Origin of the sequence: Kitasatospora sp. NPDC057936 (assembly GCF_042887525.1) — a bacterium.
Taxonomy (GTDB): domain Bacteria; phylum Actinomycetota; class Actinomycetes; order Streptomycetales; family Streptomycetaceae; genus Kitasatospora.
Map to the genome: position 1 here is coordinate 91,651 of NZ_JBHVPD010000006.1, position 22,581 is coordinate 114,231.

General features: G+C 72.0%; 23 protein-coding genes and 1 riboswitch. Of the genes, 14 read left to right on the top strand and 9 right to left on the bottom strand.

Annotated features, from left to right (window positions below):
* The first annotated feature begins 3 nt into the window (after positions 1-3).
* The 4 genes from ACFVU9_RS05285 (at position 4) to ACFVU9_RS05300 (ending at position 2,980) form a co-directional block, all read left to right on the top strand.
* Positions 4-573: a DUF742 domain-containing protein gene (locus tag ACFVU9_RS05285; RefSeq protein ID WP_380499858.1), complete on the top strand. Its 570-nt coding sequence runs from the start codon at positions 4-6 to the stop codon at positions 571-573.
* A gap of 124 nt (positions 574-697) precedes the next feature.
* On the top strand, positions 698-1,240 hold the full coding sequence (locus tag ACFVU9_RS05290) for an ATP/GTP-binding protein (protein ID WP_380499997.1): 543 nt from the start codon (positions 698-700) through the stop codon (positions 1,238-1,240).
* Between the two features lie 318 nt (positions 1,241-1,558).
* Positions 1,559-1,681 (top strand): hypothetical protein, encoded by a 123-nt coding sequence (locus ACFVU9_RS05295; protein WP_387590114.1) that lies wholly within the window; start codon positions 1,559-1,561, stop codon positions 1,679-1,681.
* A gap of 558 nt (positions 1,682-2,239) precedes the next feature.
* Positions 2,240-2,980: a winged helix-turn-helix domain-containing protein gene (locus ACFVU9_RS05300; RefSeq protein WP_387590117.1), complete on the top strand. Its 741-nt coding sequence runs from the start codon at positions 2,240-2,242 to the stop codon at positions 2,978-2,980.
* Positions 2,981-3,104: 124 nt separating this feature from the next.
* Here the strand turns inward: ACFVU9_RS05300 and ACFVU9_RS05305 are convergent, their stop codons facing one another.
* Positions 3,105-4,094 (bottom strand): aldo/keto reductase, encoded by a 990-nt coding sequence (locus ACFVU9_RS05305; RefSeq protein WP_387590120.1) that lies wholly within the window; start codon positions 4,092-4,094, stop codon positions 3,105-3,107.
* Positions 4,095-4,488: 394 nt separating this feature from the next.
* Here ACFVU9_RS05305 and ACFVU9_RS05310 point away from each other — a divergent pair, with 394 nt between their 5' ends.
* The 5 genes from ACFVU9_RS05310 to ACFVU9_RS05330 all read left to right on the top strand — a co-directional run bounded on the left by ACFVU9_RS05310 (position 4,489) and on the right by ACFVU9_RS05330 (position 8,083).
* On the top strand, positions 4,489-5,064 hold the full coding sequence (locus tag ACFVU9_RS05310; protein WP_380437780.1) for a TetR/AcrR family transcriptional regulator: 576 nt from the start codon (positions 4,489-4,491) through the stop codon (positions 5,062-5,064).
* A 73-nt stretch (positions 5,065-5,137) separates the two neighbouring features.
* Positions 5,138-5,737 (top strand): DUF4865 family protein, encoded by a 600-nt coding sequence (locus ACFVU9_RS05315; RefSeq protein WP_387590123.1) that lies wholly within the window; start codon positions 5,138-5,140, stop codon positions 5,735-5,737.
* Between the two features lie 16 nt (positions 5,738-5,753).
* Positions 5,754-6,347 (top strand): carboxymuconolactone decarboxylase family protein, encoded by a 594-nt coding sequence (locus tag ACFVU9_RS05320; protein WP_387590126.1) that lies wholly within the window; start codon positions 5,754-5,756, stop codon positions 6,345-6,347.
* The gene (locus ACFVU9_RS05325; RefSeq protein ID WP_387590129.1) at positions 6,344-7,264 is read left to right on the top strand and encodes a phosphotriesterase; all 921 of its coding nucleotides are present in this window, start codon (positions 6,344-6,346) and stop codon (positions 7,262-7,264) included. Before ACFVU9_RS05320 ends, ACFVU9_RS05325 begins: the two co-directional genes overlap by 4 nt.
* A 159-nt stretch (positions 7,265-7,423) precedes the next feature.
* The gene (locus ACFVU9_RS05330) at positions 7,424-8,083 is read left to right on the top strand and encodes a Pr6Pr family membrane protein (RefSeq protein WP_387590132.1); all 660 of its coding nucleotides are present in this window, start codon (positions 7,424-7,426) and stop codon (positions 8,081-8,083) included.
* 158 nt (positions 8,084-8,241) lie between these two features.
* Here ACFVU9_RS05330 and ACFVU9_RS05335 read toward each other — a convergent pair whose 3' ends face one another.
* The gene (locus tag ACFVU9_RS05335; RefSeq protein ID WP_387590135.1) at positions 8,242-9,006 is read right to left on the bottom strand and encodes an SDR family NAD(P)-dependent oxidoreductase; all 765 of its coding nucleotides are present in this window, start codon (positions 9,004-9,006) and stop codon (positions 8,242-8,244) included.
* Positions 9,007-9,144: 138 nt separating this feature from the next.
* Here ACFVU9_RS05335 and ACFVU9_RS05340 point away from each other — a divergent pair, with 138 nt between their 5' ends.
* Complete coding sequence (locus ACFVU9_RS05340) at positions 9,145-9,765, top strand: TetR family transcriptional regulator (protein WP_380499849.1); 621 nt, start codon at positions 9,145-9,147, stop codon at positions 9,763-9,765.
* Positions 9,766-9,777: 12 nt separating this feature from the next.
* On the opposite strand, the gene ACFVU9_RS05345 is transcribed toward ACFVU9_RS05340, so the two are convergent.
* Positions 9,778-10,215 (bottom strand): TIGR03618 family F420-dependent PPOX class oxidoreductase, encoded by a 438-nt coding sequence (locus tag ACFVU9_RS05345; protein WP_387590138.1) that lies wholly within the window; start codon positions 10,213-10,215, stop codon positions 9,778-9,780.
* A gap of 230 nt (positions 10,216-10,445) precedes the next feature.
* On the opposite strand from ACFVU9_RS05345, the gene ACFVU9_RS05350 reads away from it, so the two are divergent.
* Positions 10,446-11,615, top strand: a complete 1,170-nt coding sequence (locus tag ACFVU9_RS05350) for an alpha/beta hydrolase (RefSeq protein ID WP_387590141.1) — start codon at positions 10,446-10,448, stop codon at positions 11,613-11,615.
* 119 nt (positions 11,616-11,734) lie between these two features.
* Here the strand turns inward: ACFVU9_RS05350 and ACFVU9_RS05355 are convergent, their stop codons facing one another.
* The gene (locus tag ACFVU9_RS05355; protein WP_380437798.1) at positions 11,735-12,064 is read right to left on the bottom strand and encodes a MoaF N-terminal domain-containing protein; all 330 of its coding nucleotides are present in this window, start codon (positions 12,062-12,064) and stop codon (positions 11,735-11,737) included.
* 491 nt (positions 12,065-12,555) lie between these two features.
* Positions 12,556-12,728: riboswitch (cyclic di-AMP (ydaO/yuaA leader) on the top strand.
* A 1-nt stretch (position 12,729) separates the two neighbouring features.
* On the opposite strand from ACFVU9_RS05355, the gene ACFVU9_RS05360 reads away from it, so the two are divergent.
* The gene (locus ACFVU9_RS05360) at positions 12,730-14,025 is read left to right on the top strand and encodes a hypothetical protein (protein ID WP_380499847.1); all 1,296 of its coding nucleotides are present in this window, start codon (positions 12,730-12,732) and stop codon (positions 14,023-14,025) included.
* Positions 14,026-14,047: 22 nt separating this feature from the next.
* On the opposite strand, the gene ACFVU9_RS05365 is transcribed toward ACFVU9_RS05360, so the two are convergent.
* A complete protein-coding gene (locus tag ACFVU9_RS05365) occupies positions 14,048-14,632 on the bottom strand; it encodes a hypothetical protein (RefSeq protein WP_387590146.1) in 585 nt (194 codons plus the stop codon).
* Positions 14,633-14,816: 184 nt separating this feature from the next.
* Positions 14,817-15,614, bottom strand: coding sequence for an IclR family transcriptional regulator (locus ACFVU9_RS05370; RefSeq protein WP_380437804.1), 798 nt, complete (start codon positions 15,612-15,614; stop codon positions 14,817-14,819).
* 203 nt (positions 15,615-15,817) lie between these two features.
* Between ACFVU9_RS05370 and aceB the strand changes: the two genes are divergently transcribed.
* Entirely contained in the window at positions 15,818-17,467 is a 1,650-nt protein-coding gene (gene aceB / locus ACFVU9_RS05375; RefSeq protein ID WP_387590149.1) for a malate synthase A, read from the top strand.
* A 175-nt stretch (positions 17,468-17,642) separates the two neighbouring features.
* A complete protein-coding gene (locus tag ACFVU9_RS05380) occupies positions 17,643-18,044 on the top strand; it encodes a gamma-glutamylcyclotransferase (protein WP_380437808.1) in 402 nt (133 codons plus the stop codon).
* A 314-nt stretch (positions 18,045-18,358) separates the two neighbouring features.
* On the opposite strand, the gene ACFVU9_RS05385 is transcribed toward ACFVU9_RS05380, so the two are convergent.
* The 3 genes from ACFVU9_RS05385 to pucL form a co-directional block, all read right to left on the bottom strand.
* Positions 18,359-19,744 (bottom strand): 8-oxoguanine deaminase, encoded by a 1,386-nt coding sequence (locus ACFVU9_RS05385; RefSeq protein ID WP_380437810.1) that lies wholly within the window; start codon positions 19,742-19,744, stop codon positions 18,359-18,361.
* Positions 19,745-19,861: 117 nt separating this feature from the next.
* Positions 19,862-21,322: a nucleobase:cation symporter-2 family protein gene (locus ACFVU9_RS05390; RefSeq protein ID WP_380499844.1), complete on the bottom strand. Its 1,461-nt coding sequence runs from the start codon at positions 21,320-21,322 to the stop codon at positions 19,862-19,864.
* 317 nt (positions 21,323-21,639) lie between these two features.
* Entirely contained in the window at positions 21,640-22,560 is a 921-nt protein-coding gene (pucL, locus tag ACFVU9_RS05395) for a factor-independent urate hydroxylase (protein WP_387590154.1), read from the bottom strand.
* Between the last annotated feature and the right edge of the window lie 21 nt (positions 22,561-22,581).

Here is a 22,581-nt window from a genome sequence, read left to right on the forward strand (position 1 = left end):
TCGATGGCGGATCCGAACGCGGAGGCGGTGGCGGAGCGGGACGAGTCCGTGGCCGCGACGGACGGGGCCGGGCCTGCGGACGCTTCGAGCGCGGACCCTTCGAGTGCGGACGCCGCGGCTGTGGACGTCACGGACGCGGACGAACCCGCGGACGAGCCCGAGGTGGACCTGTTCCGGCCGCGCACCCCGGTCGACGACCGCTGGTTCGACGACGAAGCCGGCCCGGTGGTGCGGCTGTACTCGATGACCCGCGGCCGCACCCGCCCGGTCGAGGACGGCCTGTTCGACCTCATCTCGCTGATCACCGCCGCCGAGCCCGGACCGGACGCGGGGGCCGTGCCCGCGCACGTGCTCGACCCGGAGCACCAGACCATCCTGGCCTGGTGCCGCCGCGAGCCGCTGTCCGTCGCCGAGCTCGGCTCGTACACCGACCTGCCGGTCAGCGTCGTCCGCGTGCTGCTCGGCGACCTCTACGACGCCGAACTGATCAGCGTCACCCGACCCGTTCCGCTCGCCGAGCTGCCGGACGAGCGCCTGCTGCGAGACGTGATCAATGGACTCCGTGCGCTCTGAGTACCACGCCGGGCACGACACCGGAAACGACACCGGAAGCGACGCCGGGCACCGCGACGGGCCGGCCGCCGGGCCCGACGCCACCGACCCACGCTGGCGCGGCGGTCCGGCCGTCGCGGTCAAGATCCTCGTCGCGGGCGGCTTCGGCGCGGGCAAGACGACGCTGGTCGGTGCGGTCAGCGAGATCCGCCCGCTGCGCACCGAGGAGGAGCTGAGCGAACTCGGCCGCCCGGTGGACGACACATCGGGCGTGGAGGCCAAGCGCACCACCACGGTGGCGATGGACTTCGGCCGGATCGACCTGAGGCCCGGGCTCGCGCTCTACCTGTTCGGCACGCCCGGTCAGGACCGCTTCTGGTTCGTGTGGGACGAGTTGGCGCGCGGAGCACTCGGCGCCGTGGTGCTCGCGGACACCCGGCGCCTCGCCGACTGCTTCCCCTCGGTGGACTTCTTCGAGCAGCGCGGCATCCCGTTCGTCGTCGCGGTGAACTGCTTCGACGGGACGGACCGCTTCTCGCCCGAGGAGGTGCGGGACGCGCTCGACCTCGACCCGGGCGTCCCGGTGCTGCTGTGCGACGCGCGGCTGCGCGAGGACGGGAAGGACCTGCTGGTCGCCCTCGTCGAGCACGCCGCCACCCGGCCGCGCCGTGCGGCCGCCCGGGCCTGACCCTTCGTCCGTCCCCCTCGTGCGCCCGTTCGTTCGCTCTTTCATTCGCTCCTTCAATCGCTCCCTTTGCCGTTCCCACCGCCATCCCATCGAGCCAGCGTCTCATTTTCGCGTCCGCATCCCGGACGTCCGGCGCGATGAAGGTTGCCTAGACCGGGCCGGCGTGGAAGGCTCTGTGGACGAAGGCCGCCCGGCCATGCCGTCGGGGAGCCCGGATGTGCGTCGGTGCTGACACGTGTCCGGCAGCAGGCTCTTCGATCACGCACCTTCGGCCCGCAGCCCGCGTCGCCGAGCACGGATCCAGGGGAGGGCAGCAGGATGACCGTCGGTCGGCACACCACCGCGGCCGCGCCCGCCTCCGTCTGCACCCCGGTCCCGTCGGTGCTCACCGCCCGCCGCTACATCGACCACGCGCTGACCTGCAGCGCGTGTTGTCGCTGACCGGCCGGCCCCTCCCCGGTACGCCCGACCCCGCTTGCGGCCCCAGGCCGCTCCGTCCGGCGCACCGTCACCCCGTCGACCAGGCCGGAGCGGCACACCGGAACCCGGCGTGCCCGCGACCGGCGATCCGGCCCCGCCACGCGGAGAGACCACCTGTGAACCTCGCCTTCCCCACCCCCGCCCCCGGAGCCGCCGGGCGCCCACGCGCCGCCGGGACGTTCCCCGTCGAGCGCGGCGGCGCACCGTCCGGGCGGTCGATCGGGCGGACGAGCGGACAACCGAACGGGCGCTCGCGCACGGTCGGTCACGCAGTCGCGGACGGCCGCTCCGGCCGCTCCCGCCGATCCGGTCGCGCTGACCTGGAGCCGTTCTGGCCCTCCAGGCAGCCGCACCTGTTCGATCAGACGTGTCCGGGTTCGCCCAGCGCGTCCCGGTCCTCCGCCCGCTGATTCCGGACTCCGGATCCCGGACCCGCCGTCCGGATCAGCCCAGGCAGTAGCCCGGTCGACGCGCAGACGACTCCACCCCGTCCGTCACGCGCGAAATGAGCGGCACACCATGTCTTCTTCTTCCACGGCCACCCTGCCCCTGCCCACCGCGACCCCGCACCTGCGCGCGGTCCGCTCGGTCCAGCCCGTTCCGTCCGTTCCGTCGGTTCCGTCCGGGCTTGTCAACTCCCAGGTCCGGTCCGCGCGTTCGGTGCCTCCGCACGTGCTCCCGCCCCGGCCCGCCCCGGCGGTCGCTCCGGCCGCGGTGCCTCCGGCGCCGCCGCAGTCGCTGCTGGCGGCGCTGCCGGAAGGCGCCTCCGTGGTCGCGGCGCTGCCCCAGGGCGCGCTGCCGCACACCCTCCTCGCCCAGTACGGTGCGCAGTTCGGCGACCCGGCCGGGCGGCCGATGGTCGGGTACCTGGTGCTCGTGCCCGCGGAGAACCCGGCCGGCGCGGGTTCGACCGCGGTGGGTCCGGCCGGCGGCCCGGCCGGCTCGTCGGCCGCCCGACCGGTCCGCCCGGCGGGCCGGGGCATCACCGTCGACAACGAGCGGCGCAACGCGTACGTGGACGGGCGGCTGCTCGACCTCACGTACCTGGAGTTCGAACTGCTCGCCCACCTCACGGAGCACCCGCAGCGGGTGCACACCCGTGACCACCTGGTCTCCGCCGTGTGGGGCTACGGCCACGTCGGCGACGGTCGGACGGTGGACGTGCACGTGGCCCGTCTGCGGCGCAAGCTCGGATCGGCCTACCGCGACACGATCGTGACGGTCCGCCGGGTCGGCTACAAGTACACGCCGGTGGCATGAGGGGCCGCCCGCTCCGGAGGCCGACGGCGAACAGCTGACAGAGAACAGCTGACAGGGAACAGATAACAGACGACAGATAACAGATTTTGAAATCTGTTATCTGTCGTCTGTCACCCGCCCGCCGTCACTGGCTCAGTCGGTCGATCTCCGCGAGCTCCTCCGCAGTCAGCGGGCCGCCGTTCAGCGCGTCGATGTTCTGGTCCAGTTGTGCGACGCTGCTCGCCCCGATGATCACCGACACCACGCGCGGGTCGCGCAGCACCCAGCAGAGGGCGAGCTGGGCGAGCGTCTGCCCGCGTCCCTCGGCGACCTTGGCGAGCGCCCGGAGCTGCTCCAGGCGCGTCCCGTCGAGGGCCTTCTCGCTCAGGAACTTCCCGACCGACATCCGCGACCCGGCCGGCACGTCGCCGGACAGGTAGCGGTCCGTCAGGAGGCCCTGTGCGAGCGGGGAGTAGGCGATCAGGCTGGTCTGGGTGTCGCCGACGGCGTCCAGGACGCCCTCCTCCACGGACCGGTTGAGGATCGAGTACGCCGACTGGTTCATCAGCACCGGCGTCCCCAGCTCGCGCAGGATCGCCACCGCCTCCCGGTGCTGCTCCGCCGGGTAGTTGGAGATGGCCGCGTACAGCGCCTTCCCCGAGCGGACCGCGCTGTCCAGCGCGCCCATCGTCTCCTCGATCGGGGTCTCCGGGTCGTACCGGTGCGAGTAGAAGACGTCGACGTAGTCGAGCCCCATTCGCCCGAGCGACTGGTCCAGGCTGGCCAGCAGGTACTTGCGGCTGCCGCCGTTGCCGTACGGACCCGGCCACATGTCCCAGCCGGCCTTGGTGGCGATGAACAACTCGTCCCGGTACGGGCGGAGGTCCTGCGCGAACAGGTACCCGAAGTTGCGCTCAGCGCTGCCGTACGGCGGGCCGTAGTTGTTCGCCAGGTCGAAGTGGGTGATCCCGCGGTCGAAGGCGCGGCGCAGCACCGCCCGCTGGACGTCCAGGGGTTGGGCGTCGCCGAAGTTGTGCCAGAGGCCGAGCGAGACGGCGGGCAGCTGTACGCCGCTGCGTCCGGCCTTGCGGTAGGTCATCGAGCCATAGCGGTCATCCGAGGCGAGGTAGCTCATGCCGGACATCTTGCCAGCCGGTGCGCGTGGATCAAGGCCTTGCCCGCCCCCCTGGTCGCTGCCCGCCCCCCTGGTCGCCGCCCGCACCCCGCCCCCTGGCTACCGTCTGCGCCCCCACCCCTGGGGTCGCTTGCGCCCGCCTCGGCAGTGCCCGTGCATGACACGGCGTGACGTGACGCGTGCCACCGGCATGGGCGGAATGCCGGCAGGCGGTGCGGGGGATGACGATCGGGCGAGGGAATGCGGGTGAGGGAATGCGGGCGAGGGGCCGTGGCCGCCGGGGGGCGGCGCACGGCCCTCGGTCGTCTGGGGGACGGGTGTGCCGCCAGGGCGGAGGAAACGCCGAGGGGAAACCACTGGCGCTCTGTACCTACTGGTATGTACAGTGATCCACATGGCAACCCAGGACCGTCTCATCGAGAGCACCCAGGAGCTCCTCTGGGAGCGCGGCTACGTCGGCACCAGCCCCAAGGCCATCCAGCAGCGCGCCGGCGTCGGCCAGGGCAGCATGTACCACCACTTCACCGGCAAGCCCGACCTGGCCGCGGCCGCCCTGCGCCGCAGCGCCGAGGAGATGCGCGCCGTCGCGGAGGCCGACCTCGTCTCCCCGGGCAGCGCCTACGACCGCATCGCCGCCTACCTCCACCGCGACCGCGACGTGCTGCGCGGGTGCCGGATCGGACGGATGGCGCAGGACCCGGACGTCATCGCCGACCCGCAGCTGCGGGCGCCGGTCGAGGAGACGTTCGACTGGCTCCGCGGGCGGATCGCCGAACTCGTCGCAGAGGGCCAGGCGGCGGGCGAGCTCGTCCCCGGCGTCGACCCGGTTGACACCGCGGCCGCGCTGGTCGCGGTCGTCCAGGGCGGCTACGTGCTCGCCCGCGCGGCCGACCGCGCCGAGCCCTTCGAGCAGGCCGTCCGCGGCGCCCTCGCCCTGCTCGCGGCCCAGCGGACGAACCGAACGGCCTGAGACCGGATCCGGACCGCGGGCGGGCCCCGCAAGCGCCCGTCCCGATCAAGCCGCCCACGGAGGAGAACCACCCGTGCACGCCATGCAGTACGAGATCACCCTCCCCGCCGAGTACGACATGGGGATCATCCGCAAGCGCGTCGCCGAGCGGGGCCACCTCCTCGATGCCCACCCCGGCCTGGGCCTCAAGGCGTACCTGGTCCGGGAACGCGGGCGCGACGGCTCGCCGGTCAACCAGTACGCGTCGTTCTACCTGTGGCGGACGGCCGAGGGCATGAACGGCTTCCTCTGGGGCCCCGGCTTCCGTGGCCTCAGCGCCGACTTCGGCCGTCCCGCCGTCAGGCACTGGCTCGGTGCCGGGCTCGCGCGAGGGCCCGTGACCGCCGGGCCTGCCGTGCCCGGTGCGGACGGACCGGCCACCGCCACCCGCCGGACCGTCCGCCTCTCCGAGACCGCCGATCCCGCCGAGGCCGTCGAGCAGGCCCTCGCCGACCTGCCCGACCACCCCGCGCTGCACACCGCAGCCGTCGCGGTCGACCCGAGCCGGTGGGAGCTGCTCCAGATCGCCCTCTGGCGCGGCGAAGTCCCCGACGGCGCGCCCGGCACCCGCTACCGGGTGCTGCACCTGTCCCGGCCCGAACTCGACCGGCTCCCCGCCGGTCGCCACTGGTGAAAGGATTCGCCACCCCATGACCACCGCGCCCGAGTCCCTCGCGTCCCAGTCCTTTGCGCCCGACCCACTCGCCCCCGAGTCCCTGGTGCCCGCCGACCTCGCTCCCGCTCCGCTTGATCGCGAGGCCGGTTACGCCCTGCTCGCCGACCTCGCGGGGCCGGCCGCCGTGTCGACCCTCGCCGGCCTCGACGGTCTGGCCCCGGGTTTCGCCGACTGGATCGTCACCGCCCTGTTCGGCGGCACCTACCAGCGCCCCGGCCTCGCCCTGCGCGACCGTCAGGTCGCGAACCTGGCCGCGCTCACCGCCCTCGGCGGCGTCGAGCCGCAGCTCGCCGACCACGTCCGCAACAGCCTGCGGATCGGGATGACGCGTGAGGAGATCACCGAGGTGATCGTCCACCTGGCACCCTACGTCGGGGTCCCGAAGGCCCTGGCCGGCCTGCGCGTCGCCACCGCGACCTTCGCCGAGGCGCCGCAGGCGCAGCCGACGCAGCGGTCGCAAGCGGTGCAGACGGTGGAGACGCCACAGGCGGCATCGCCCGCCCAGGACCAGGACCAGGGCCAGGACATCGCGCAGGGCCAGGACCTACAGCGGGAGGCCGGCGCGTGACCGCCACCGTCCGCACGGTCCTGGGCGACGTCGACCCCGCCGAGCTCGGCGTCACCGACTCCCACGACCACCTGTTCATCCGAAGCCCGCTGCTTCCCGGCGAGGAACTGGACGACCCGGCCGCCGCGGAGGAGGTCCTGCGCTCCTTCGCCGCCGGCGGCGGCCGGACCTTCGTTCAGTGGACCCCGCACGGAATGGGACGCGGTGCCGACGCGCTCGCCCGCCTCTCGCGCACGACCGGCGTCCACGTCGTCGCCGCCACCGGAATGCACCAGGCGGTTCACTACGGCGAGGACGCCGGCGGTCTCTCCGCCCGGTACGACGGACTCGCCGAACGCTTCGTCACCGAGCTGACCACCGGTCTCCCGGGCGCTCCCGAGGGCGTCCGAGCCGGGCTGATCAAGGTCGCGTGCGACGTGGGCGCCAGCAGCACGCACACCCGTCTGGTCATGGCGGCCGCAGCCGAGGCCCACCACGCCACCGGCGCCCCGATCGCCGTCCACCTCGAACCCGGCGGCGACCCGTACTTCGTGCTGCTCTGGCTCCACGACCGCCACCGGGTCCCGGTCGACCGGATCGTCCTCGGGCACCTCACCCGCCTGCCCGACGTCCGGCTGCACCGCGAACTCGCCGACGAGGGCGTCTACTTGGCCCTGGACAGCCCCTCGCGGGCCGGCCACCCGGAGGACCACCAGGCCTTCGACCTCATCGCGGGCCTCGTCGACGCCGGCCACGCCGACAGGCTGCTCCTCGGCGCCGACACGACCACCCGCACCGCCCGCCGGGCCGGCGGCCCCACCCGGCTGCTCACCGACCTCGCACCGCGCCTCGGCCGCACGTTCGGCCCCGAGCTGCCCGAACTGCTCCTCACGGCCAACCCGGCGGCCGCCTTCGCCACCGACTGGCGCACCCCCTGAGGCCGACGCCCCCGTCCTCCCTGCCGTCCTTCCTGTTGTCCTTCCGACCGGCTCCGCGGCCGGCTCTCCTGCCATCTCTCCTGTGGCCGACTCCGCCCACCCGGGTTTCAATCCGAGTACCCCGACGGACCACGCCACCTCCAGAGAGGCGGACCGACGATGCACCCCTGGCTCGCTCCCGCCCGGCTCGCCGTCGCCGTGCTCGCGGCCGTCGCCCTCGGTTTCTCCGGCTATCACGCGGCGACCGGTTCCACCGGGGTGGTGAACTACTTCGGTTACTTCACCATCCTCAGCAACGCGGCCGCGGTCGTCGTCCTGGCGCTCGGCGGACTGGCGGGCGTGACCGGCCGCCGCCCCGTGCCCGACCCGGTGCGCGGGGCGGTCGTGCTCTACCTGGTGATCACCGGACTGGTGTACGGCACGGTCCTCGCCAAGTACCCGGACCAGCTGACGATCCCGTGGGTCAACGACGTGCTCCACCGCGTCATGCCGCTCGCCGTGCTCGCCGACTGGCTGATCGACCCGCCGGCGCGCCGCCTGCGCCCGAGGGCAGGGTTGTGGTGGCTGGGCTTCCCGCTGCTCTACCTGGGCTACACACTGCTCCGGGGCTGGGCCGTCGACTGGTATCCGTACCCGTTCCTCGACCCCGGCGTGCATGGCGGGTACCGGCGGGTGGCCGGCGCGTGCGCCCTGGTGGCGGCGGCGTTCGTCGTGGTCGGGGCGGCGATCCTGGCGGTCGGCAACGCCCTCGCCGCCCGCCGCGACGCCCGTCACGGCACCGCGCAGCGAGGCCGCCGCGCCCACGCCAGGACGACCTGAACGCATCAGGACGACCCGAACGCACCAGGGCGGCCTGAACGCACCAGGACAACCTGAAACCGACGAACAGCTGACAGATAACAGATTTCGAAATCTGTTATCTGTCAGCTGTTATCTGTCATCCGCCGGCCGTCATTCCCACACCCCGGCCCGCCGGCTCACATGTGGGTGCCGCCGTCGATGCGGATCTCGGTGCCCGTGACGAACGCGCCGTCGTCCGACGCCAGCATCGCGATGACGCCCGCCACGGTCTCCGGCCCCGCGAAACCCTGGCCGATGGCGGGGGCGAGCTTGGTGAACAGGCTGAAGTCGGCGTCGGCCGGCAGGCCCGGGTTGTTGGTCATGCCGCTGTCGATGCTGCCCGGAGCCACGCACACCGCACGCAGCCCCTGCTTCGAGTACTCCGACGCGATGGCGTGCGTGAAGGACTGGATGCCGCCCTTGGTCGCGGCGTAGGCGGCCATGTACGGGTGGGCGAAACTCGCCGACGTGGAACTGAAGTTGACCACCACACCGCCGCCGCTCGCGAGCAGCGCCGGAAGCGTCTCGCGGGTCATCAGGAAGGTGCCGGTCAGGTTCACCGCGAGGAGCTTGTTCCAGAACTCCAGGCTGGTCTCGTGGGTGTGCGAGGAGCGCAGGATCCCGGCCGCGTTGACCAGGACGTCGAGCCCGCCGAGGCACGCGACGGCCTCCGCGACGCCCGCCACGACGGCGCCTTCGTCCGAGATGTCCAGCACCGCGGTGGTGAGCCGGTCGGCGGTGCCGTCGGCGGTCGCGCGGTCCGCGGTGCTCCGCAGGCCGTCCGCGCTGACGTCGACCGCGACGACCTTGCCGCCCTCGGCGAGGATCCGGTGCACGGTGGCCTGGCCGATGCCCGAGCCGCCGCCGGTGATCAGGACGTTCCGTCCGCTGAAGCGCTCCATGGTGGTTCTCCGTTCGTTCCCGTGGTCTCTCGACCTCTAGAGGCACGGTACGCCCGAGTGGCATAACGTGCCAATAAGTCTCGACATGCCGCCACGGCGTGAGCTGCCTCCCTGGCACGAGACGCGTACGCTGAGCCCGTGACCGGACGCCCTTCCCTGACCCAGCGCCGCCGCGAAGCCACCCGGCTGGACATCGCCCGCACCGCCGCCGCGCTCTTCGCCGAACGGGGCGCCGAGGCGACCACCGCCGAGGAGATCGCCAACGCCGCGGGCATCTCGCTGCGCACCTTCTACCGGTACTTCTCGGTCAAGGAGGACGCCGTCGCCCCACTGCTTGCGGCTGGCGGGCGGCGCTGGGTCGAACTGTTCGCGGAAAGCTCCGCCGACCTGCCAGTGCGCGAGGCGCTGGAGCGCTCGGCGGTCGCCTCGCTGACCCCGGCCGACGAGCCTGCCGCCGAGGCCATGCACTGGACCCGCAGCCTGCTGCGCGACCCCCGTCTCGCGAGCACCTGGCAGCGCGTGCACGCCGACTCCGAGGAGCGGCTGCGCGGCGTCCTGGCCGACCGCTGCCCGGAGGGCGCGGACGCGCTGGAGATCCGCCTGGCCGCCGCTGCGGCGACCGCCGCGATCCGGGTCGCCCTGGAGGAGTGGGCCCTCTCCGACGCCCCCGCGACGGGCCCGGGTTCACCTCAGGAGCTTGGCGCCCGCTGCATGCGCGAACTCACCGGGGGGCTGCGACTGTGGAGCCGGGTGCCGTGAGCAGGCTGTGCGTCAGTGGTCCTCGAAGGCCGCGGCCGGCAGGGGTTCGACGCCGACGACGCGGCGGATGCGGGTGGGCTCGATGAGGACGGTGACGCGCCGCTCGCCGGGGATCCGCCACTCGTAGCGCTCCGCGCCGAGGTACTTGCGGGCGAGATCGTCCATCCGGCGGTCGGCGCGCTCGCCGGTCACGAACCCGACGGCGCGGCCGTGGATCTGGACCCGGTCGTACGGATCGGCCAGGTCGGCGTTGGAGAGGCAGACGCGCGGGTCGCGGCGCAGGTTCCGCTCCTTCGTGCGGCCGATGGCCGTGTTGAACAGGACGAGGTCGCCCTCCAGGTCCACCCACATCGGGGTGACGTGCGGGGCGCCCTCGGCGTCCGTGGTCGCCACGTACCAGATCCGCGGCTCGCGAACCCGAGCCCGGATCTCCTCGTTCCAGCCGCCCACCGCGCCACCTCCAGGGATTCCCGATCACCTGACGTTCTATCAGGTTCGGCTCGGCGAGATGACAACTTTCAGATGACAGATTTCAAACTCTGTTATCTGAAAGTTGTCATCCGTCACCCGGAACCCCGGCCCGCTAGGGTGGAAGATCGCGTCCCGACGGGGAACCGGGGAGGTGCCCCGGATGTCCTAGCGGCGGGGGCGTGAGTTCGAGGCGTGGGAGCAAGTAGGACATGGGCCTGACGAGCCACAAGGTGTTGGCGCTGACCGTATTGATCGCCGTCGTGATGATGGCCGCCACGGTCTGGCTGTGGCCCAGACTCGCGAGGAAGACCTGGCAGGCGGTGCTCGGCCGGATCGGCACGCTGCTCGCCACCCAGTTCACCGTGCTCGCCGCGCTCGGCCTCGTCGCCAACAACTACTTCTCCTTCTACAGCAGCTGGGACGACCTGCTCGGCACCGGCGGTGACAACGGCCCGGTGGTGATCCACAACAAGGCGGACGCCTCCGGCCGCCTGCTCGTGGAGACGATCGGCCACGCCTCCGTCCAGGGCGGCGGCGCGATGGGCCGCGAGCCTGCCAAGTCCGGCGAGATCCGCAAGGTCCGGATCGACGGCAAGCTCACCCGGCTGTCCACGGAGGGCTACGTCTACCTGCCGCCGCAGTACTTCCAGCCCGAGTACGCGCAGCGCCAGTTCCCGGCCGTGATCGTCAGCACCGGTTTCCCCGGGCAAGCCGAGAACCTGATCACGCGGTTCAACTACCCGGGCGCGGCGCTCAAGCTGCTCCAGGAGGGGAAGATGCAGCCGACCGTCATGGTCCTCATGCGTCCCTCGCCCGCCCTCCCGCAGGACACCGAGTGCGAGGACATCCCCGGCGGCGCGCAGTCCGACACGTACTTCACCAAGGACGTCCCCTCGGCGATCCAGGCGAGCTTCCGGGTCTCCGCCGACCCGCAGGCGTGGGCCTTCATGGGCAACTCCACCGGCGGCTACTGCGCGGTCAAGCTCGCCATGCGCCACCCGGAGGTCTTCCCGACCGCCGTCTCCCTCTCCGGCTACTACCGTGCCGCCGAGGACCCGACCACCGGCGACCTCTTCGGCGGCAGCCGGCAGCGCCGGGACGAGGCCGACCTGATGTGGCGGCTCAAGAACCTGCCGCAGCCCAAGGCGGCCGTCCTGCTGGCGGGCACGAAGCAGGGCGACGGCGACTACAAGCACGACACCGAGGCGTTCATCGACGCGGTGCAGAGCCCCGGCCCGATGAAGGTCTCGTACAGCATGCTGGAGACCGGCGGCCACAACTTCGAGACGTGGAGCAAGCTGCTGCCGTCCTCGCTGGAGTGGCTGTCCGAGCACCTCAAGGTCCCGAATCAGCCGGGCCAGCCGGCCCCCGTAGCCTGAAGCCGGCCTTCGTAGGCTGACGGCCGGGCCCCGCAGCCGGACGGTCCCCGCGGCCTGACTCGCTGCAGCCGGCCGGCTTCCGCAGCCCGACGGTCGCCGGCCTCGCGGACCGGCCGGCCTCAGGCCACCCGCTCCAGCGTCCCCGTGTGGAGCTCGCCGACCCGGCCGCCCTCGCCCTCGAAAGTCCAGAACGCGCGCACCGTCAGCCGGACCAGGTCCATCACGTGGCTGACGGTGATGCCGCTCTGCTCCGTCCAGCTGACGAAGTACACCTCGGGCGCGACCTCGGCGACGTGGAGCGCCACGTCCTCCCACTGGCCCGCCGACTCGCCGAGGCCCTCCCAGCGCAGCCGCTTGCCGTCGGCCGAGTAGGCGTTGCGGAAGGCCGCGCCGTTGTCGGCCCGGAAGAGGTAGGTGCGGCCGGCGAAGGCGGGCAGGGGCGCGGTCATGGTGCGGCGGTTCCTCGTCTCTGCGGGAGGGGGCGCGGTGCTCTTGTGCACGACGGTGGATGTCGGACCTCCAATTTATCCGATCGGGCGAGCTCGCACGCCACTGCCAGTGAAGACGCACCCCCGTCACCGTCACCACGCAGGGCCCGCCAGGGCACCGCCGACCAACAGGTGACACCGACACCGACACCGACACCGGCACCGCGACGGTCGGCGGCACCCGGCTGCTCGGCGGGCGCGACCGCCTCGAACCCGCCGGGGCGCCGGACGCCGGGGTCCGGATCGGCGCCCGGCCCGCCCGAACATCAACGGCCCGCCGGGACACCGGCCAACTGATCCACTCCGCACCGTAGTTGATCGACACGACTGTGAGCTGCGCGACAACCGGCCGAGACGAGTTGTCCGTTCACGGACCGACTGCCTAGCCTGCAACGGCGTCCGCCCTCGCGGACCCCGCCGCCGGGACGCCGAGTCCCGTCCACCCGACGGCGGGCAACCGAGCACCACAGCGGACGGGAGCGGGGGAACCAAGGTCAGCGCCACGACCCGGCACGCCCTCGCGCGTGCCGGCCGCGGCTTGGGGTGAAGCCGTTCCCACCGGCGGCCGGGCGACCTCTCAGTCCGAACCCGACAGCTCACCTCGCAGGCGTCGCAGAGGACACCCCATGCACAAGCCTGCCCGGCGCCCCGCGCCCCGCCACGCCCGCCCGTCCCACCGCGGCCGCACCGCCGCCCTCGCCGCCACCGGCGCGCTCGCCATCACCGGCGCCGGCCTGTTCGGCCTCCAGTCCGCGCCCGGCGCCCAGGCCGCCACCGGTCCGACCGTCACCCAGGACCGGCTCGCCCCGGCCACGATGGTCGCCGGCCGGGCCGCCACCGCGACCCTCACCGTCCACTCCTCGTCCTGCTTCACCGCCAAGACCGTCGGTGTCGGCGTGCGCGACGCGGCCGGCAACAACCTCGACTTCCCCGGCAACGCCAGCAATGTGCCGATCTGCCCGTGGAGCTACACCTTCACCAGTGGCGCGCGCGCCCTGCCGGCCGGCACCTACACCCAGTTCGGGTTCTGGCAGGACTTCGGCGGCGCCTGGCACAACCTGCCGTCGCAGCAGCTCGTCGTCTCCAGCACCCCAGCCCCGACCACCACCCCGTCGGCCACCCCGTCGGCCACCCCCACCCCCACCCCCACGCCCACCCAGGCACCCACCCAGACGCCCACCCAGACCCCGAGCGCCACCGCCACCCCGAGCACCCCGGCGCCGTCCTCCCCGATCGCCGGCAAGTCGCTGACCTGGTCCGACGAGTTCAACGGCCCGATCAACTGGGGCCAGCGCTGGGTCGGCGACAAGAGCACCGCGTACAAGTACGGCAACCACAACCCGGACGACAACAAGCTCGACTGGCTGGACCCGAACAACGTCAGCGTGGCCAACGGCGTCGCCACCTTCACCGCCACCCCCGGCAGCAACACGCTGGAGAACGGCAAGCAGTCCTGGAACACCGGCTTCCTCACCACCGAGGGCTCCAGCGAGGGCTTCCAGGTCAAGACCGGCGACTACGCCGAGACCCGGGTCAAGCTGCCGGCCGGCTCCGGCGCCTGGCCGGCCCTGTGGACCTGGAAGAATGGCAACGGGGAGGTCGACTCCTTCGAGTACCACCCCGACAACCCGAACCTCCTGGAGCTGACCAACCACGTCAACCCGGGCAACTTCGACTACTACACCAACGCGAGCGCCGTCGCGAAGGACCAGTGGGTGACCATCGGCACGTACTACGGCGCCACCTCGGTGGACTGGTACGTCAACGGCGTGAAGGTGTTCTCGGACGGCAAGGGCGTCGGCGCGAACTTCTCGGCGTACCTGATCCTCAACCTGTCGGTGTGCGCGGGGCAGTACCACCCCGCGCCGCAGGGGACCGCCCCGATCACCTTCGCCGCCGACTACGTCCGCGTCTACCGGTAACCGCACCGGCACACGGTAGCCATCAGCCGGCAGCCGTCTCGACGACCCTGATGTCGAACGGCTGCCGGTTGTTGCGCGGGTGCCGGTCGTCCGGGCTGATCACCGTGACCTTCCCGCCGGTCAGCAGGCCCGTATGCGCCATGGGGGAGATCCGCACCGTGACGAGCGCGGTCGCGCTGCGTCCCTCGGGCAGGCCGGGGCCGAAGGTGCAGCGCACCTCGCGGCCCAGGAACGCCTCGCAGTTCTCGGGGAAGTACGGGCCCACCGCCGTCACCTCCTCCGGCAGGGTGACGATCACGGTGAAGGGCGAGGCGGTGGTGTCCGGGCCGAGGTTGGCGACGAAGGCGTGCACGGTCGTGGTGCCGCCGGGCGGCGCGGGGCTGGGGTCGAGCCGGACGACCTCCAGGTCGGAGTCGGACAGCGCCGCGGCCCGGCTCGCCGGCGCGAGCTGCACTGCCGGACGGGGGTCGGGCCGCTGCCCGGCCCACGACGGGTCGGCGGTCAGCGTCGCCACCGCGCAGCCCGCCGCCACGGCCACCGTCAGCCACGTCCCGCTCCGTGCCGCGTTCCCCGTCCTGCCGCGAAGCCTCTTGCGCCTGCGCTCCATCGCCGTTCACCATGCCCTCGTGCTCGGGCCGCCTGCGCTGTCGCGGGCCGCGTCCGCACCAGGGTGGCCGAGCGGCGGGCGGCCGTCGCCGCGCCCCGCCCTCCGTCCGCTCGAACGGAGGAACGCGTGCGCAGGAAGTCGACCAGTCCGACTTCCTGCGCATGACACCTCAACTGACCACCCATCAGGGTGCGAGGACCTGTCCGAGCCGGGCCGCGATCTTGTGCATCACCGGGACGAGCGAGGCCGCGCCGTCCTGCTGCTCCAGCGCCCGGATGCGGGCCTCGGGGCCGGAGACCGACAGCGCCGTCGGCGTCGGCGCGCCCGGGACGGCGAGCGCGATGCAGCGCACCCCGATCTCCTGCTCCTGGTCGTCGACGACGTACCCGCGCTCGCGCGCCTCGGCGAGCTGGTGCAGCAGCTCCTGCGGGTCGGTGACGGTGTACTCGGTGTGCGCGGGCAGCGTGTTGGGGCCGAGTATGGCGCGGGCCTCCTCCTCGGGGAGCTGGGCGAGCAGCGCCTTGCCGACGCCGGTGCAGTGCGGCTGCACCCGCCGGCCGACCTCGGTGAACATCCGCATCGAGCGGCGCGACTGCACCTGCCCGACGTAGACCACTTCGCCGCCCTCCAGGACCGCGAGGTTCGCGGTCTCGCCGGTGGCCTCCATCAGCTCGGCCAGGTAGGGGCGGGCCCAGCTGCCGAGCAGGCGCCCGGCGGTCTCGCCGAGCCGGATCAGCCGGGGGCCGAGGGTGTAGCGGCGGGCGGTGTCCTGGCGGACGTAACCCTGCTGCACGAGGGTACGTACCAGGCGGTGGATGGTCGGCATCGGCAGGCCGGAGGTGGTGGAGAGCTCGCTGAGCGTCGCCACGCCGCCGGAGTCGGCCAGCGCCTCCAGGAGCTGGAAGGCGCGTTCGACGGACTGCACGCCGCCGCTCGCGCGGTCGGCGCCCGTCGTCGATGCTGTGTCGGGGGTCGCAACCACCGGCGTTCCCTTCGCTGTCGGGGAGGAGTAGAGTCCCGGCGATCACATCAACAAACCGTTGAAATTCTGTATCGCGGAAACTAGTCTCCACCTTACAGAATCGAATGCGCCGACAGGTGGGTTCGGATCAAGGAAGTTCCCCAAAGGAAGCTCCCACCGGAGCTCCCTTCGCCAGGCTCAACCGTCTTAGGAGTGTCCTGCTCATGGCCACAGATCAGGGACCCGGCGTCTCCCCCGCCGCTCCGGTCGTCACTGTCGCCGGTCCGCGCGTCCACCGGGCGGAGGAGGTGCTCACTCCGGAGGCGGTCGCCTTCGTCGTCGGCCTCCACCGCGCGTTCGAGGGCCGCCGGCAGGACCTCCTCGCCCGGCGGAAGACCCGGCGCGCCGAGATCGCGCAGGCGGGCACGCTCGACTTCCTCCCGGAGACCGCCGACGTCCGCGCCGGCGACTGGAAGGTCGCCGAGGCGCCGCGCGCCCTCCAGGACCGCCGCGTCGAGATCACCGGCCCCACGGACCGGAAGATGGTCATCAACGCCCTCAACTCCGGCGCGCGGATCTGGCTCGCCGACTTCGAGGACGCGACCTCCCCGACCTGGGAGAACGTCGTCAGCGGCCAGGTCAACCTGATCGACGCCTACGAGGGCCGGATCGACTTCACCAGCGACGCCGGCAAGGCCTACACCCTCAAGCCCGCCGCCGAACTCGCCACCGTCGTGGTCCGCCCGCGCGGCTGGCACCTCGACGAGAACCACCTGCTCGTCGACGGCGTCCCGGTGGCCGGCGCGTTCTTCGACTTCGGCCTGTACTTCTTCCACAACGCGGCCCGGCTGCTCGCCAAGGGTCCGGAGGACCCCAACTCCGGCCCGTACTTCTACCTCCCGAAGACCGAGAGCCACCTCGAAGCCCGGCTCTGGAACGACGTGTTCACGCACGCCCAGGCGCAGCTCGGCATCCCGCACGGCACCGTCCGCGCCACCGTCCTGATCGAGACCATCACCGCCGCGTTCGAGATGGACGAGATCCTCTACGAGCTGCGCGACCACGCCGCCGGACTCAACGCCGGCCGCTGGGACTACCTGTTCTCGATCGTCAAGAACTTCCGCGACGCCGGCGAGCACTACATCCTGCCGGACCGCAACAGCGTCACCATGGCCTCGCCGTTCATGGCCGCCTACACCCGCCTGCTGGTGCAGACCTGCCACAAGCGCGGCGCCCACGCGATCGGCGGCATGGCCGCGTTCATCCCCAGCCGCAAGGACCCCGAGGTCAACGCGGCCGCCCTGGAGAAGGTCAGGGCCGACAAGGACCGCGAGGCCGGCAACGGCTTCGACGGCTCCTGGGTCGCCCACCCGGACCTCGTCCCGGTCGCCCGCGCCTCCTTCGACGCCGTGCTCGGCGAGCGGCCCAACCAGAAGGACAATCCCGGGCCGTCCGAGCCGGTCACCGCCGCCCAGCTGCTCGACATCGCCGGCGCCGGCGGCACCTGCACCCACGCGGGGCTGCACAACGCCGTCCAGGTCGGCGTCCGCTACATCGAGGCGTGGCTGCGGGGCCTCGGCGCCGTCGGCATCTTCAACATGATGGAGGACGCCGCCACCGCCGAGATCTCCCGCTCGCAGATCTGGCAGTGGATCCACAACGGCGTCGTGCTCTCCGACACCGGCGAGAAGGCCACCGCCGAGCTGGTGCGCGGCCTGGTCGCCACCGAGCTGGCCGAGCTCCGCGCCGAGCTGGGCGAGGCCGGGTACGCCGGCGGGCGCTGGCGCGAGGCCGCCCAGCTCTTCGAACAGGTCGCCCTGGCCGAGGAGTTCGCGGACTTCCTGACCCTCCCCGCGCTGCCCCTGCTGGGCTGACCCCAAGCTATCCGCCGGTGCCACCGCCGCACGCCTGCCGCGGTGGCGCATGCCGGCGGGCCACTACTCCGTTCCGTACGGCGACGAATCCACCTGTCCTCTCGTCGCCGTGCGGAACGGCCTTTTTTGCCACGGCCCCTTTGCCGTGGTCCTTGTTCTCGTGAGGAGTTCACCCATGGCACGCATTTTCTTCAACGGCCAGGCGATGGCCGGCGGACCGTTCCACGCCAAGGTCGCCGACGCGCTGATCGGGCCGGCCCGGACCGCCCCCGGCTACCGCTTCTTTTCCATCGACCACAGCGGCGGGACGGACGTCTGCCCGGGGCTGCTGGCGGACCCGGACGTGGACAGCGCGATCGATGGCGAGCTGTACGACATCAGCCTGGAGCGCCTGCGGGACGTCATCCTGCCCGGGGAGCCGCGTGAACTGGAGCTCGGCGTGATCGAGCTGGAGGACGGCTCCGCGTGCCTGTCGATGCTGCTCGCCCGCGGGGAGCTGGAGCGCGGCGTCCACCGCGAGATCACCCACCACGGCGGGTGGCGCGCCTACCTGGCGACGCTGGGGCGCACGGCCTGACCAAGCCTGACCAAGCCTGACGGCCTGACGGCCTGACCAGCCTGACGGCTGCGGGGGCTGTTCTAGGGGCCGACAGCAGACGGACAACCAAAGACGGATAACAGCGAACAGATAACAGATGACAACTTTCGTCATCTGTTATCTGTTCGCTGTTATCCGTTCGGCGCCCCCCGGGCACGCCGCAGCCCCGGACCCTCGCCGTGGGTCCGGGGCTGCGGTCCGCGCGCCGGGTGTGGCGTGCGGAGTCCGGGTCACGCACCGTCCCTGGGCGGCCCGGAGTACAGGGAACGGAAGAGGAGCGGGCTACCGGTCCGTCAGACCGGGCGGGCCGCGAGCTCCTTCGCGGCGCGGGCGCAGTCGCGCGCGATGCGGTCCTCGTTGACGGTGGTCAGCTGCCCCTTCTCGACGACGGCGTTGCCGTTGACGAAGAGGACGGACAGCGGCGGCAGCGCGCCGAACGTCAGGGCCGCGACCGGGTCGGCGATGGACGAGTGCATGATCCCGTCGATCTTCCACAGCGCCAGGTCGGCGAGCTTGCCGGCCTCGATGGAGCCGATCTCGTTCTGCCGGCCGAGCACCCGCGCGCCGCCCATGGTGCCCAGGCGCAGGGCCTGGCGCCCGGTCAGCGCGGTCGGGTAGCCGTGCAGGCGGTTGATGAGCAGGGCGTTGCGCAGCTCGGTGCCGAGCTCGCCGGACTCGTTGGACGCGGTGCCGTCGACGCCGAGGCCGACCGGTACGCCGGCCTTGATCATGTCGGGCACGCGCGCGATGCCGGCCGCCAGGCGGGCGTTGGAGGAGGGGCAGTGGGCGACGCCGGTGCCGGTCTCGGCGAACTTGGCGATGTCGGAGTCGTTCATGTGGACGCAGTGCGCCATCCACACGTCCTCGCCGAGCCAGCCGACCGACTCGAAGTAGTCGGTCGGGCCCATGCCGAACAGCTCCTTGCAGAACTGCTCCTCCTCGGCGGTCTCCGAGCCGTGGGTGTGCAGCCGTACGCCCTTGCGGCGGGCGAGTTCGGCGGACTGCCGGAGCAGGTCGGTGGAGACGGAGAACGGGGAGCAGGGCGCGATGGCGACGTGCAGCATCGAGCCGAAGGAGGAGTCGTGGTACTTGTCGACGGCGGCCTCGGAGGCGGCGAGGATGTCGTCGAGCTCCTCGACGGCGTGGTCCGGGGGCAGGCCGCCGTCCTTCTTGCTGCGGTCCATGGAGCCGCGCAGCGCGGTGAAGCGCAGGCCGAGTTCCTGGACGGCCTCGACGGAGGCGCCGAGGACGTCGCCGCCGTCCTTGGGGAAGACGTAGTGGTGGTCGGAGGCGGTGGTGCAGCCGGACTTGAGGAGCGCGGCGGCGGACCCCTGGCTGGCGGCGTGGACGAGCTTCTCGTCGATGCGGGCCCAGGTGGGGTAGAGGGCGACGAGCCAGTCGAAGAGGATGTTGTCCTGGGCGAGGCCGCGGGTGATCCACTGGTAGAAGTGGTGGTGGGTGTTGACCAGGCCGGGGGTGACGAGGTGGCCCTCGGCGTTGATCCGGCGCACGACGTTGTCCAGCCAGGCGGGGGCGGGGCCGCTGCCGACCGATTCGATCTTGTTGCCGAGGATGACCACGTGGCCGCGGGCGTGCTCGGTGTCGTTGGCGTCGACCGTCGCGATGGCGGCGTTCTCGATGACGATCCGCTGGTCGGCGGGTGGGGGCTGGACTGCCATGGTGTTGCTCCTATGGGGGAGGGCGAGAGCGGTGCCGCGTGCTGCGCGCCCGTGGAGGGGCGGCGGCGGGTGACGGGTGGGGGCGCGTCGAGCGGGCACGCGCCCCCACCCCGCCGGTCAGGACGGTGTCACCGTCGGCACCGTCGTGCCGGGTGGATCGCCGGCCGCTGCGCGGCGGGCGGCCCCGACGTGGTGGAAGAGGAGGTTGAGCAGGACGGCCGTCACGGTGCCGGCCGAGATCCCGGAGTGCATCAGGGTGCGGACGGCCTCCGGGAAGGCGTCGTAGAACGTGGGTACGGCGATCGGCACGATGCCGACACCGAGCGAGACCGACACGAGGATGGTGTTCGAGCCGGACTCCATGCCGGCCTCCGCGAGGGTGCGGATGCCGCTCGCCGCGACCGTGCCGAAGAGCACGATCCCGGCGCCGCCGAGGACGGGCTGCGGTACGAGGGAGACGAGTGAGCCGAGCACGGGGAAGAGCCCGAGCAGGACCAGGATGCCTCCGCCGGCCGCGACGACGTAGCGGCTGCGGATCTTCGTCAGTGCCACGAGCCCGATGTTCTGGGCGAAGGCGCTGGCGGCGAAGCCGTTGAAGACCGGGCTGAGCGCGGTGGCCAGGCCGTCGGCGCGCAGGCCGGCGGCGAGCGTGGGTTCGTCGGCCTCGCGGTCGACTATTCGGCCGAGCGCGAGCATGTCGGCGGTGGACTCGGTCATCGAGACCACCATGACGATGCACAGCGAGACGATGGCGGCGGCGTCGAACTCGGGGGCGCCGAAGTGGAACGGGGAGGGGAGCGCGAAGACCTTCGCGTCCTTGACCGGGCCGAAGTCGGCGAGGCCCAGCGGGAAGGCGATCAGGGTGCCGAACGCCAGGCCGACGAGCAGGGAGAGCTGCTGCCAGAAGCCGCGCAGCAGCCGGTTGCAGAGCACCACCGCGACGAGGGTGATCGCGGCGAGGCCGATGGCCCGCATGGAGCCGAATCCGGGGGCGCCCGGCGAGCCGCCGCGCGCCCAGTTCACCGCCACCGGCAGCAGGGACACCCCGATGAGGGTGATCACGGTGCCCTGGACGACGGGTGGGAAGAACCGGATGAGCTTGCAGAAGTACGGTGCCGCGAGGAAGCACAGGACCCCCGCGACGATCACCGCGCCGAAGATCACCGGGAGGGCGTGCTTCGGTCCGTGTTCGTTGGCGATGGCGATCATGGGCGCGACGCCCGCGAACGACACGCCGTTCACGAACGGCAGTCGCGCGCCGATCTTCCAGACGCCGAGGGTCTGGAGCAGGGTGGCCAGTCCGGCGGTGAACAGGCTGGCCGAGATGAGCAGGGCGAGTTCGGCGGGGGAGAGCCCCACGCCGGCGCCGACGATGAGCGGGGGTGCGACGACTCCCGCGTACATCGCGGCGACGTGCTGGAGTCCGGTGGAGACGAGCTTCACCGGGGACAGCACCTCGTCCACGGGGTGGGTTCCCGGTCCGGGCGGCGTGCCGGGGAGGCCTGGGACGCCGCCCGGACCGGAAGATCTTGCAGGGGTGGAACCGCCGTCGGTGGTGCTGGTGTTGCTGGGTGCCATGTCGAGCCCCTCTTGTGCCCGCGGCTCCCGGCGCGCCCGTGGCGCTGGAGACTGCCGGATACTTCCCTGACCGAGGGCGGGACGGCGGTGCAAGGGTCCCTCGGCCGGCCTCTCCAGTGCCCCGGGCCGGCCGCCGTGAGGCAGGCACGAACTCCGGTGGGTGGGGGTGGAGAAACACGTGGAACAGGTAGTGACAAGGGTGGTGCTGGAGGTGCTGCAAGGGGTGGTGCCGGAGGTGGTGCGAACCGCCCGGACTCGGCCGGCCGATGAGGGCCGGAGGGTGCGGCGATGCCGGGCGGTGTCCATGGTGGGGGAGGTCAGACGACCGGGATGACCGGGACGACGCCCTCGCGGTGCACGGTGCCCTCGATGAGGCCGTACATGCGGTCCGCGGCGTAGTAGACCTCGTTGTCGTTCTTGAGGCCGAAGGGCTCCAGGTCGACGAGGAAGTGGTGCTTGTTGGGCAGCTCCAGGCGGACCTCGTCCACCTCGGCACGGTTGTTGAGGACCCGGGTGCCCATCGAGTGCAGGGTCTGCTGCAGCGAGTAGGAGTAGGTCTCGGCGAAGGCTTCCAGCAGGTGCCGCTTCACGTGGGTGTAGGAGCGGTTCCAGTTGGGCTGGGCCTCGCCGTCACGGCCGCTGTAGCCGTACTTCCAGCGGGCCGTCACCTGGGTGGCGAGGATCCGGTCGTAGGCTTCCTGCAGGGTGGTGTACTTGTCCTTGATGTAGCCCCAGAACTCCGAGTTGGTGGAGTTCATGACGATGAGGTCCTTGAGGCCGGAGACGACCTGGACGGTCTCGCCGTCGTAGACGACCTCGGTGGTGCGGGTCTCCTGGCCGGTGCGGACGAAGGAGTGGCCGACCTCCTCGGAGCCGATGAAGCGGGCCGAGCTGTCCGGGGTCTTGATCCGGTCCCAGGAGTACTCCTCGATCCGGATGCGGGCGCTGTGGACGACGCCGCGCTCGGTGTCGTCGACGAAGTGCCGCGCGAGGATGATGCCGAAGGCCTCGGCCGACTCGATCCCGTACTCCTTGGCGAAGGCGTAGACGGTGTTCTTGGTGGTGTCGGTGGGGAGGCAGTTGGCGTTGGAACCGGTGAGGTGGACGTCCTCGAACTCGCCCTGGAGGGAGACCGAGACGTTCAGGTCCTTGATCTCGTGCCGGGTGGAGTCGCGGTAGACGCGTACGATGCGGTTCTCCGCCTTGCCGTACTGGTTCTGACCGAGCACGTGGGCCATGACTTTGGCTCCTTGAGCTTC